Origin of the sequence: Marivirga salinae (assembly GCF_030503855.1) — a bacterium.
GTDB classification, from domain to species: Bacteria; Bacteroidota; Bacteroidia; order Cytophagales; family Cyclobacteriaceae; genus Marivirga; species Marivirga salinarum.
The window spans coordinates 2,422,188-2,435,254 of record NZ_CP129971.1 but is presented as its reverse complement, the minus strand read 5'-3'; the positions used below and the strand labels follow the sequence as shown (position 1 = coordinate 2,435,254).

Below are 13,067 nucleotides of genomic sequence, written 5' to 3'. Positions count from 1 at the left end.
AGTTTATTGAAGTTTAATGTGAAAAAATAGCCATAATTAATTCAAAAAGCATCTCTTTAAATATTCCCATAAAGCAGATATTTTGACTTTTTTACACATAATTAATTTACACTTTTAATCTTATTTTTAATTGCTTTCATCCTAATCTAACAACACCCCTAAAGTCCCCTCAAGGGGACAGTCTCACAGATTTATTTCAACAGTTAACAACAATTTTCAACACTTCTATATACAAAATAAAAAATGTCACTCCGTGCAACTCCCCCCTTGAGGGGGGCGAAGGGGGGTGTTATAATCCCAGAAGCCTCAAATCTCCTAAAAAAATATTCTTACTTAATATTAAACTAAACTCATTCAAGATTCAATTAAATAACGCATTGCCAATTTATTAAAATCTTTCAATTGCACTTCAATCCAAGCTTCTTCTTTTCCTAATTCTTTTGCCATTAACTCTGCCACTTTTGAGGCCATATCCATACTTGCTTGGGCATCTAGGAAGAGTATTCTTATTCTTCTGGCTAAAACATCCTCTACTTTCATGGCCATTTCATTTCTACAAGCAAAAATCACTTCTGCTTGAGTGTAAGGATATTTTGGATGCAAAGGCTTATTCCAATCTGAATTTTCATCCTGCAACTTTTTAATAGCTATTCTGTCGGCACCGTAAACGCCTAGATAATCGATTGGCTTTTCAATGGAATAGCCATGGATTTTAATATCAGCTGAGGTACTGTCCTTTAGTTTTTCACCTGTTATTTTTGAAAAATACTCTACTGTATCCTCCCCCATTTTACGGAAAGTGGTCCATTTTCCGCCTGTAAGTGTTATTAAATTGCTATCAGATACAATTACTTTGTGGCTTCGGGATATCTCTTTTGTCTTTTCACTTTCATCTGTTGGAGCTGCCAAAGGTCTTAAACCCGCATAAACAGAAAGCACATCGCTTCTCTGGGGTTTTTTGGTCAGGTATTCTTGAGCAGTGGCTAACACAAAATCAATTTCTTTTTCTAATGCTGCAGGTTCTAATTTTGGTTTTTTTCGCATGGTATCGGTAGTACCCACAACAATTTTATCATGCCAAGGCACAGCAAATAAAACTCTCCCATCGCTTGTTTCCGGGATCATAAGAGCATCCTCGCCTGATAAAAATGAGCGATCCAGAACTAAATGAATTCCCTGGCTTGGTCGAATCATTTTCTTCGCCTCAGGATTATCCAATTGCAATATTTTATCAGCAAAAACCCCTGTAGCATTCACTACCATCTTTGCTTTAATGTCATAACTATTTTTTGAAAACTGGTCTTTGACAGAAAGTCCAGTGATTTTGCCTTCACTATTTTTATTAAGCTGATTAACTTTGAAATAATTTAAAACAGCTACTCCTTTTTCATCACAAGTTTGTGCTATATTCAATGCCAGACGAGCATCATCAAATTGCCCATCGTGATAAACCACTCCTCCTTTTAAGCCTTCTTGCTTGATAGTGGGCAAACGCTTAATGGTCTTTTCTTTTGAGATGAAAGTAGACTTTCCTAAACTTAATTTACCTGCCATCCAATCGTACATTTTTAAACCAACTGTATATTTCAAGCGGTCAAAAAAAGTATATATAGGAATTACAAAAGATTGATTATGGGCTAAATGAGGAGCATTTTTCAATAATCTCCCTCTTTCTTTTAAAGCCTCAAAAACTAAGAAAACATCTCCTTGTGCTAAATATCGGACTCCACCATGCACTAGCTTCGTACTTCGACTGCTAGTACCCTTAGCGAAATCAGATTTTTCAAACAAAGCAACACTCAGCCCTCTGGAAACAGCATCTAAAGCAACACCAAGTCCGGAAGAACCACCTCCTATCACTGCAATATCCCAAACTTTATTCGTATCTGAAATTTGCTTTATGTTTTCTTTCCTATTCATTTTGTTTCGTTTTGTTCAAATATAACACTAAAAGAAACATATCAAAAGCATTAACAAGAATTTTGATTGTTTTATCTTTCTTTTTACTTACTTTTAGTTTCTTTTTATGACTTTTAATTATATTTTTGAACCAAATGACTATTGCAGAAAGACATAAATTCATATTAGACCAACTTCAACAAGAAGGATTTGTAAGTGTTAGTGAATTAAGTAACGCACTTGAAGTCACTAAGGTAACGATCCGAAAAGATTTAAAACTTCTTGAAGATAAAGGCTTGCTTTATCGCTCTCACGGAAGCGCTACTTTGGTCTCTCCTTATGTAAACGAAAAGCCAGTAGATGAAAAGCAATTAGTAAATGTTGAGGAAAAACAAGCCATCGCCAAAGCCGCAGTTGAGTCCTTAAAAATGCATGAAGCCATCATTATTGGTTCAGGAACTACTGTAGGAGCTTTTGCACAAGCTATTCCTAGAAACTCTAATCTTACCGTTTTGACTTCTGCTATGAATGTTACCATGGCTTTATTAGACTGTAAGGATATAGAAATCGTACAGCTTGGAGGCGTAGTCAGGAAAGGCAGTTCCTCTGTTGTAGGTCATTATGCTGAAGAAATGATGCAAAGTTTCGCCTGCAGTAAATTGTACTTAAGCGTGGATGGGATTAGCTTGGAGCACGGCTTTACAACTTCCAACATGATGGAGGCGCATTTGAATGCAAAAATGATTGAATCCGTTCAGAAAACGATTGTTTTGGCAGATGCCAGTAAGTTTGGCCAGAAAGGATTTGGGAAAATTTGTGATTTAGAGGATGTTGATCAAATTATCACAAACAAAAGTGCTTCCAAGCAATTTATTAGCACTTTAGAAGCTAAAGGAATTGAAGTGATTTTAGTGTAAAACTACCATTTCAGCCATCACAATATATTTAGCTGAAAAATGCGTCCATAGTTATTAATAATCCTATATTTGCATAGCAACATAAAAATCCAAAACTCCTTTGAGAAGAATCTTCATTATACTATTTCTGTTCATCTTAATATTAGCAAGCGGATACGGAATCTATTACTATTGGGATAAACAAAAAAGTTTAGATGCATGGTCATTAGTGCCAGAAAATACTTTTTTGGTTTATGAAAATAAAAACTTAGTTGATTCATGGAACAGCATACAAGAAAATCCTATTTGGCAGGATTTACTAAAAATTGAATATTTTTCTTCCTTAAAGCAAAATTTTGAAGCTTTAGATAGTTTGTCTGGAAATAGCGGGATGTTGGATGATGTTTTTAGGAATAATCATTTACTGATTGGGATGTCTATTATAGCCAATGATGATTTTGATTTTGTATTTTATCAAACCTTAAAAAACACTGAGCAGATTGAGATTATTAAAAAAATTGAATCAAAATTTGATGATTTTGAGAAATCTGAAAGAGTTTACAACAAAAACACCATCTACGAATTAAAAAGTAAAAATTCGGACAAAAGATTTAGTTACGTACTCTTAAGAGGGAATTTTGTAGGGAGCTTCTCCCCTGTTTTAGTTGAGGATGTAATAAGAAACTTGGAAAAAGATGAGGACAATTTTAAAGAAAGCATAGAAGAAGTTTTTAAAATAGCCAACTTTCAAGATGATTTAGGAAATCTATATGTTAATTTCAATAGATTAGACAAAATTGTAAAAACATTTACTAAATCAAATCAGTCTACCCTATTTAATATTCTTTCTCAATTCTCTGAAGGCGCATTTCTTGATTTATTTTTAGATGGAGACGATCTATATCTTAACGGCTTCACATTTCCTCACGATTCCATTAGTTATCTGAATACATACAGTAATCAACAGGGTGGTGATGTTACTTTAGAAAATTATTTCCCATCTAAAACAGCCATTGTCCTTCACGAAAGATTTGATGATTCAAAAGCTTTTCAAGATGAGAAATTTAAGTTTTGGGACAAATTAGATAGTGAATTCGGACAAAAAAGAAATCATATTGCAGAGCAATATGATACTGATTTCAGGGAATTTCATCAATTTATGGCTGGTGAAAATGCGCAAGCTGTATTAAATAGTAATCAGAATTTAGCAGAAAACAAAAAACTCATTTTCATCAAAATGACTGACAAAAATGAGGGATTGAATAAATTCAACAAACTAGCTGAAGAGGCTGCTCAGCTAAAACAGGATACCTTGTATTATGAATTCTATGCAGAGAATGAAATAAGAGAATTGGTGATTGAAAATTTCCCTTACTATTTATTAGGTAAAAATTTCAAGGGCTTTTCACATACTTTCTTTACATCCATTGATGATGTAATGGTTATCAGTAATGATATCCAGTCATTAAAGGAATTAATCTTAGACATGGAAACGGAAAACACATGGGGGAAATCCATAAAGGAAAACCAGTTTATTGAATCTACACTACAAGAATCTAATTTAAACGTCTTTATAAATTTACCACAAGCATGGACATTACTGCTCAATAATCTGAACGATAAATGGAGGAATAACTTTAAGCAAAATGAATTCCCAATTAAGAATTTTGATATGCTAGCTATACAGTTCAGTCATGAAAATAATCGATATTATAGCAATGTAGAAATCTTACATTCTGACAATAAGGTCAATAATGAAATGAAATATTTCGATGACGTTATGCAAGTTAAAATAGATGCACCTATCATCAGTAAACCTTATGTGGTCAAAAACCATAATACAGGACTATTTGAAACTTTAGTGCAGGATTCGGCTTTCAATCTTCATTTAATTTCAACTAATGGTGATATCATTTGGACAGAACCATTGGGAGCTCCTATCATAGGAGATGTATTCCAAATAGATTACTATCAAAACAATAAATTACAATATGCTTTTGCCACTACAGAAAAGGTATTTCTTTTAGATAGAAATGGGATTGCATTAGAGTATTTCCCAAAAACATTTGGAAACGAAAACATTGAAAACCAATACTTTAATGTGATCGATTATGATAAAAGTAAAACATACCGCTTACTAATCGCAAAAGAAAATGGCGATATCTATTTAACCAGCAAATATGGTGACATGCTAGGTGATTGGGATCCATTAAAAATGAGAGATAAAATCGCTGCCATGCCAGAGCATATCAGAATAAGAAGTAAGGATTTCATGGCGGTACTTCAAGAAAATGGAACGGTAAAAGTTATGAGCAGAAATGGAGAAATGAAACCTAATTTCCCCATTAACATTAATGACAGATTATCAAATAATTTATTCTTTGAAATTGGGAATAGCTTTGAAACCAGCTATTTAGTAACCATTACCAACGGTGGTGCTTTAGTTAAAATCAGTTTCACAGGGAAGATAAAAGATAAAGAACAACTTTACATGCCGAATAAAGAGACATTATTTAAAATTGTTAAAAATGCAACTGAAAGAAATTATATTCTAGCAAGACAGGACTTAAGTAGGGTGAGCTTATTGAAACCATCTGGAGAAATGATGTTCGAGAAGGATTACATCAACCAAGAAGAAATGGAAATCCAATATTACGAACTAGCTCCCAATAAGGAAATCATTGCCGTAACAGATAAAAAACAAGCTTTTACTTATCTTTACACTAATGAAGGTCAATTAATAAATCAACAACCAATAGAAAGCATAGACGAAATTGCCATGATTTATTACAACAAAGATAATGAAGTTCATGTCTATAAATGTCATAAAAACACCTTCAGTATTTTAAAATTTAAGATTTAAGAATGAGATATTTTTTAATACTATTTATATTTTTTTCCTATAGTTCTTTTAGTCAAAATGAAGATGCTAATACTTTACCCCCCAATAGTTTATCATCTCCAAAAGCAACAGTCAATACCTTTCTACAAAACCTGCAGGAAGATGATTTTCATCCACAAATTGCATCAAAAACGCTAAATCCTGAATACCTCAAAGGGAAAGATGCTGAGTTAATCATTACCCAGCTCAAGCAAGTATTGGATGGGGCTGGTGTTTTGATCGAAATAGATGAAATTCCAGAAAACCCAAACTACTCTGATTCCTCCGGCCTCAAAAGATACTATTTATCTGAATTTGAATTCCCTCAAATTTACCTTGAAAAAAGTGATGAAAAATGGTATTTCAGTAAAAAGACTATTAATAAGGTACAAGAACTACATCAACAAGTTTATCCATTCGGCACTGACAAATTAATGAATATTTTGCCCAAAATGGGTGCTCAGAAAATCTTAGGACTACATACCTGGCAATATATTAGCATTCTGATTTTAATTGTTATTTGCGTGCTAATTCATAAAATATTAAGCTGGTTTTTTGATTGGTTAATTTATCAATTACTGAAAAACAAAGGCTATGGAAATATTGCGCATGATTATATTATGCCCGTAGCAAGACCATTTAGTCTCTTAATTATTGTTGGAATTTTAATCATCATGATTCCTGTCTTACAGCTACCTATTACCTTCAATCATTATTTTATTTTATTGCTAAGGGCATTATTACCGCTTTTTGGTACCATGATGGCTTACAAATTAGTGGATATTTTGGGCGAATACATGATGAAGAAAGCTGCCCAAACTGAAACTACAATGGACGACCAGATTGTCCCTATCCTTAAGAGAGTATTGAAAATCTTCGTCATTATTATTGGTTTCCTGTATATCCTCAACAATTTAAGATTTGATATTACTGCCCTTCTTGCAGGTATCTCAATTGGTGGTTTGGCTTTTGCTTTAGCAGCGCAAGATACCATCAAAAATTTCTTTGGCTCATTAATGATTCTATTTGACAAGCCATTTCAAATTGGCGATTGGGTAACTGCAGGTGATATTGATGGAACTGTAGAGGAAGTTGGTTTTCGTTCAACAAGAGTAAGGACATTCAGAAACTCATTGATTACTGTACCAAATGGCAAGTTAGCTGATATGGCGGTGGATAATCATGGTTTAAGAAAATACAGAAGATTTTACACCACTATTACTATTACTTATGACACTCCACCACATCTAATTGAAGCATTTACTGAAGGCTTGAAGAAGATAGTTGATGACCACCCAAAAACCTGGAAAGATTTTTACAATATCTATTTTAATAATATGTCTGCCTATTCTCTAGACATCATGTTTTATGTTTTTCTTGATGTACCAACTTGGGGAGAAGAATTGAAATATAAAGAAGAATTATTGTTGAGCATAATGAAATTAGCCAAGGAACTAGGGATCAATTTTGCTTTCCCAACGCAAACTTTGCATATGGAAAACTTCCCTGGGCAGCCCTCGTTATCTCCTGAATACCAAGAAAAAAATCAGGTGTCGGAAAAGTTGAAAAACTTGTTCCCTCCTTCAAATCCAAAATAAATTCTAATTTTAAATCAATAATTAAAATAGAAAGTTATGAGTAAGTCCAATAAGTACAGATTTGGTACCAAAGCCATACATGCTGGTGTTGAGCCTGACTCAGCAACTGGAGCCATCATGACTCCTATTTATCAGACCTCTACTTATGTTCAATCATCTCCAGGAGAGCATAAAGGCTATGATTACAGTCGTTCACAAAACCCCACTCGTGAAGCTTTAGAAAAAAGCATTGCGGCTTTGGAAAATGCAGATTATGGACATTGCTTTGCCTCTGGACTTGCTGCAATAGATGCTGTTATCAAAACATTAAAACCGGGTGATGAGGTAATTAGCACTAATGACCTTTATGGTGGAACTTACAGAATCTTCACTCAAATATTTCAAGACTTCGGCATTCATTTTCATTTCATTGATATGTTAGAAGCTTCAAATATCGAAAAACATATCACAGAAAAAACTAAATTGATTTGGGTAGAAACTCCTACCAACCCAATGATGAATATCATTGACATAAAGACCGCTGCAAATATTGCCAAGAAAAGCAATGTGTTACTATGTGTTGATAACACTTTCTCTACTCCTTACTTGCAGAATCCTTTGGATTTAGGTGCGGATCTAGTCATGCATTCTTTAACTAAATATATAGCCGGGCATTCGGATGTAATTATGGGGGCATTGGCTACAAACAATAAAGAATTATCTGAAAAATTAGCATTTATTCAAAAAGCAAGTGGTGCTGTACCCGGTCCGCAAGACTGTTTCTTAGTTTTAAGAGGAATCAAAACTTTACACCTCAGAATGCAAAGGCATTGTGAAAACGGAGCTGGAGTAGCAAACTTCTTAAAATCACATCCTAAAGTAGACAAAGTATTTTGGCCAGGATTTAAATCACATCCAAATCATGATATTGCAAGTAGGCAAATGCATGATTTCGGAGGAATGATTTCTTTTAGTTTAAAAGAAAATTCTGTAGCTGCAGCTACAGAAATCTTAAAGAAATTTGAGCTGTTTACTTTAGCAGAATCATTGGGAGGAGTTGAATCATTAAGTGGACATCCTGCAACAATGACGCATGCCAGCATACCAAAAGCCGAGCGGGATAAAATAGGACTATCCGATTCTCTAATTCGATTGAGCGTTGGAGTTGAAGATTTAGAGGATTTAATTCAAGATTTAAAGCAAGCATTATCATAAATTGAAATGAAGCTAAAGCGCTACAGAAGCAAAAGAAAATATGAACCAATTTTACCAGGACCTCGCGAATGGCCCGTGGTGCAATTGAGTCGTCATAAAAAAGAATTCCTAAAAGAAGTAGTAGAAGAAGCTTATGGGCGCATCAAGAGTAATACTCGAAATAAAACAGCCCTAATTGAAGAGCTAGAAACAACTTTATACAAGGAAAAAGCTAGAATTAGACAGACTCCATGGAAAGTTGACCCTGATGATGAACATCAATTTTGGGGAAAAGTAAAAGAATGAACTCCTAGAAATTTCTCAACAGAAAGCAAAAGATGAAGACAAATCAAACAACATTCTTCGAAGCATAATTGAGCGCTATGCTTATGAAATTGCTGGAAACTTTAATACAAGCCATTATAGATTTGCAAGAAGTGTTGCAACTTTTGGTTTCAATAGATTATTAAATGCTGCGAGAATAAAAAAATTAGGTGGTTTTTGGAGTAATGAACTCACCATGAATGATAAAATCCAGATTAATGGAGAAGTTGAAAAACTACGTACTTTAGCCAAAAAAGGGACTGTAGTTATGGTACCAACTCATTCCAGCAACCTAGATTCTATCTTGATTGGTTGGGTAATATACACACTAGGTTTGCCTCCAATGATTTATGGTGCGGGTCTTAATTTATTTAACATCAGTATCATATCTTATTTCATGAATAGTTTAGGCGCCTACAAAGTGGATAGACGAAAAAAGAATATGATTTATCTGGAGACCCTAAAATCCTATTCTGCCTTAGCCTTGAAAAAAGGGTGCCAAAGCTTATTTTTCCCTGGCGGAACACGTTCCAGAGATGGTAAAGTTGAAAAAGAGCTGAAATTAGGACTTTTAGGCACCGCAATAGAAGCACAAAGGTCTAATTACCAAGAGTATGGAAATGAGGCTGAAAAGATTTTCATAGTTCCAGCAAGTTTGAATTACCACTTCGTTTTAGAGGCTCCAAGCCTCATTCGTCAATACCTGGAGAAACGTGGTCAAGAGCGCTATTATGTAGAAAATGACGAGTTTTCTTCCTCTTATAAAATCATCACATTTTTATTTAAATTCTTCACAAAAGGCTCTGACATTTCAGTTTCCATAGGAGAACCAATGGATATTTTGGGAAATAAAGTAGATGATGAGGGTAGAAGTTTTGATTCCAAGGGAAGAGAGATTCAGCCCAAGGATTATTTCGTTTTTCAAGATAAAATTACGGTAAATAAACAGCGGGAGGCTGAATACACTAGAATGCTTTCCAAAAAGATTGTGGAACAATATAGCAAAATCGCTAGAGTATTTTCAAGCCACTTAATTGCTTTTGTTGCCTTTGAAATTATTAATAAGAAAAACAAAAAACTTGATTTATTCTCTTTATTGCGACTACCAGAAGAAGACTTGGTGATTTCCTATAATGAATTTAGAAGTGCTTGTCAGAAAATAAAAAACAAAATTGAAGAAAGGATTAAAGAAGGTAGAATGTCTCAAGCCGAACATATGGAAGATAATATTGATAATGTCATCAAACATGGCTTATTAAATTTAGGAATGTATCATTCCAAAAGACCTTTGATTAAAAATGAAGATGGAAATATTACCACAATGGATATGAATCTTCTATATTTTTACAGAAACAGATTAGACGGATATGGCCTCGAAAAACATGTTTGAAAAACCGATAGGTGTTGTAGGAGCTGGAAGTTTCGGACTTTCTGTGGCTAATCTTTTAGCTGAAAATTCTAAAGTGTTACTCTATGCCAGAAATCCTGAAGCACTAGAGAGCATCAACCAAAAAAGAGAATGGAACAGTTATCCAATTCATCAAAATATAAAAGCTATTGATGATTTGGAACAATTAGCGAAAACCTGCGATATCATTTTTCCAGTGGTTCCTTCAGCAAATTTTAGAGAGATGATGAAAAGTCTTTCTCCCTTTCTTCATCCTTATCATATTTTAATCCATGGAACAAAAGGTTTAAACCTAAATCTGCCTGAAGGCAAAACATTGGATAATATGCAGGTTCTTGAAAGACATCATATTAAAACTATGAGTGAGCTTATCATGGATGAAAGCGTTGTGGTGAGAGTTGGATGTCTTGCAGGGCCTAATTTGGCAAAAGAAATTGCTCAAGGATTGCCTGCAGCTACAGTAGTGGCCAGTCCTTTCAATGAAGTAATCCAATTAGGACAGCAATTACTGCGAAGTGATCGGTTTCAAGTGTATGGAAATCCAGATTTAATAGGAATTGAACTTTGTGGAGTTTTAAAAAATATAATAGCAATAGCTTCAGGTGCATTAACAGGATTAGGCTTAGGAGAAAATGCTCGCTCATTATTGATTAGCCGAGGAATGGCGGAAATGATTTACTTAGGCAAAGCATTAGGTGGAGATGTTCGATCATTTATAGGACTAGCAGGAATAGGCGATTTAATGGCTACCTCCCACTCTACTTTAAGTAGAAACTTCACCGTTGGGAGACGATTGGCTGAAGGCGAAAGCTTAGGTGATATTTTGGGAGATATGCAAGAAGTTGCGGAAGGAGTAAATACCATCATGATTGCTAAAAAAATTGCAGAAAGTTTTAAGGTTCGCGCCCCAATAACTGAAATATTGCATAGAGTGCTGTTTGAAGGACTTACAATGGAAGAAGCTGTACAATATTTAATGAAATATCCGCTTAATGTAGATGTGGATTTTATATAATTCCTTCTAAAGCAAATTAAAAATCCATTCTATTTCTCATATAAAATTTTATCTTTGTGGTTCGCTAAAAAATTTGGAAGCTGAAATAGAAACTTGCTCGATTCTTCAATATTTTGAAAAAGCCAAAGCAATAAAAATCAGCTTACCGATTAACTTTTTAAAGCTAAAATTTAAATAAATATGGGTAAAGTAATTGCAATTGCTAATCAAAAAGGAGGAGTAGGTAAAACCACATCAGCTATTAATCTTGCAGCAAGTTTGGCTGCTTTAGAATATAAAACGCTGATTGTTGATGCCGACCCACAGGCCAATTCTACTTCTGGAATAGGTTACAACCCAAAAGAAATCGAAAACAGCATATACGAATGTATGGTGGATGAGGTTGATGCTCAGGACATCATAGTGGAAACTGATTTAGATTACTTGCATATTTTACCGTCTCATATCAACTTAGTGGGAGCTGAAGTTGAAATGGTAAATATTAAAAACCGAGAAGAAAGAATGCGTACTGCACTTAAGAAAGTGCGTAAAAAATATGATTTCATAATTATTGATTGCTCTCCTTCTTTAGGATTGATCACAATCAATGCCCTAACAGCTGCTGACTCAGTTATCATACCTGTTCAGTGCGAATATTTTGCATTGGAAGGATTAGGTAAATTGCTCAATACAATTAAGATTATCCAAACACGTTTGAACAAAGAATTGGAAATCGAAGGAATATTATTAACCATGTATGATGTGCGTTTAAACCTATCAAACCAAGTGGTGGATGAGGTAAAACAGCATTTTAGTAAAATGGTATTTGAAACTTTGATTCCTAGGAATATTAAATTGAGCGAATCTCCAAGTTTTGGATTACCAGCTATTGCCCACGATGCTGAAAGCAAAGGAGCAATTAGCTATTTAAATTTAGCAAAAGAAATTATTAACAATAACGGATTAGGAAAATAGCGGATGGCGAAGAAACCAAGAAAAGCATTAGGAAGAGGCTTAGGCGCTCTTTTAGAAGATTCTAACACTGACCAAAAATCTTCTAATAAAGAAAGTAGAGATATTACTGACATCTCAAGTGGGGCTTCTATTAACGAAATTCCATTAGAACAAATAGAGGTGAATCCTTTTCAACCTCGAACTGACTTTGATAAACAAGCTTTAGAAGAGCTAGCAGAATCAATTAAGGTTCAAGGTATCATTCAACCCATAACAGTTAGAAAGCTAAGCAAAGATAGTTATCAACTGATTTCAGGGGAAAGAAGAACACAGGCTTCCAAATTAGCAGGTCTTAAATCCATTCCGGCTTATATCCGCATGGCGGACGATCAGCAAATGCTAGAAATGGCATTGATTGAGAACATCCAAAGAGAGAATCTAAACTCTATTGAGATTGCGCTTAGTTATCAAAGATTGTTGACTGAATGTGATTTAAAGCAAGAACAATTAGGGGATCGTGTTGGTAAAAACAGAACTACTGTTAATAATTATTTAAGATTATTAAAACTTCCACCTGATATTCAATTAGCTATTCGTGACAAACGAATTAGCATGGGACATGCACGTGCCATTATCAATATTGATGATGTGGATAAGCAATTGGATGTTTTCAAAAGGATCTTACAGGATGACTTATCTGTTAGAAAGGTAGAAGCATTAGTAAGAGAATTGACTAGTGGAGAATCTAGTGAAAAGGAAAAGCCAGCTAAAAGTGAAATGCCATATGAAGCTAAGCAAGTTCAAAGCAAGCTATCTTCTCATTTTGGCACAAAAATTGGGATGAAGATCGACAAAAATAATAAAGGAGAAATTAAGATACCGTTTTTATCAAAGGATGATTTAAACAGGATTTTAGACATTCTTTCAGTTGAATTATAAA

General features: G+C 34.3%; 8 protein-coding genes and 1 pseudogene. 8 read left to right on the top strand and 1 reads right to left on the bottom strand.

Annotation, left to right across the window (positions count from 1 at the left end):
- Nucleotides 1–354 precede the first annotated feature (354 nt).
- Nucleotides 355–1,920, bottom strand: coding sequence for a glycerol-3-phosphate dehydrogenase/oxidase (locus QYS49_RS10265; protein WP_308347141.1), 1,566 nt, complete (start codon nucleotides 1,918–1,920; stop codon nucleotides 355–357).
- A gap of 134 nt (nucleotides 1,921–2,054) precedes the next feature.
- Between QYS49_RS10265 and QYS49_RS10260 the strand changes: the two genes are divergently transcribed.
- From QYS49_RS10260 to QYS49_RS10225, 8 genes and pseudogenes are all read left to right on the top strand, one after another.
- Nucleotides 2,055–2,816: a DeoR/GlpR family DNA-binding transcription regulator gene (locus tag QYS49_RS10260; RefSeq protein WP_308347140.1), complete on the top strand. Its 762-nt coding sequence runs from the start codon at nucleotides 2,055–2,057 to the stop codon at nucleotides 2,814–2,816.
- Between the two features lie 100 nt (nucleotides 2,817–2,916).
- The gene (locus QYS49_RS10255; protein WP_308347139.1) at nucleotides 2,917–5,658 is read left to right on the top strand and encodes a hypothetical protein; all 2,742 of its coding nucleotides are present in this window, start codon (nucleotides 2,917–2,919) and stop codon (nucleotides 5,656–5,658) included.
- A 2-nt stretch (nucleotides 5,659–5,660) separates the two neighbouring features.
- Nucleotides 5,661–7,274 (top strand): mechanosensitive ion channel family protein, encoded by a 1,614-nt coding sequence (locus QYS49_RS10250; protein WP_308347138.1) that lies wholly within the window; start codon nucleotides 5,661–5,663, stop codon nucleotides 7,272–7,274.
- Between the two features lie 36 nt (nucleotides 7,275–7,310).
- Nucleotides 7,311–8,468, top strand: coding sequence for a cystathionine gamma-synthase (locus QYS49_RS10245; protein ID WP_308347137.1), 1,158 nt, complete (start codon nucleotides 7,311–7,313; stop codon nucleotides 8,466–8,468).
- Nucleotides 8,469–8,474: 6 nt separating this feature from the next.
- A pseudogene (locus QYS49_RS10240) lies at nucleotides 8,475–10,161 on the top strand (1-acyl-sn-glycerol-3-phosphate acyltransferase).
- Nucleotides 10,139–11,194, top strand: coding sequence for an NAD(P)H-dependent glycerol-3-phosphate dehydrogenase (locus QYS49_RS10235; RefSeq protein WP_308347136.1), 1,056 nt, complete (start codon nucleotides 10,139–10,141; stop codon nucleotides 11,192–11,194). The pseudogene QYS49_RS10240 and the gene QYS49_RS10235 overlap by 23 nt, the downstream one beginning before the upstream one ends.
- 180 nt (nucleotides 11,195–11,374) lie before the next feature.
- Nucleotides 11,375–12,148 carry a ParA family protein gene (locus QYS49_RS10230; protein ID WP_308347135.1) on the top strand — a complete coding sequence of 258 codons (774 nt, stop codon included), beginning with the start codon at nucleotides 11,375–11,377 and terminating at the stop codon, nucleotides 12,146–12,148.
- A gap of 3 nt (nucleotides 12,149–12,151) precedes the next feature.
- Nucleotides 12,152–13,066 (top strand): ParB/RepB/Spo0J family partition protein, encoded by a 915-nt coding sequence (locus QYS49_RS10225; RefSeq protein WP_308347134.1) that lies wholly within the window; start codon nucleotides 12,152–12,154, stop codon nucleotides 13,064–13,066.
- Nucleotide 13,067 lies beyond the last annotated feature (1 nt).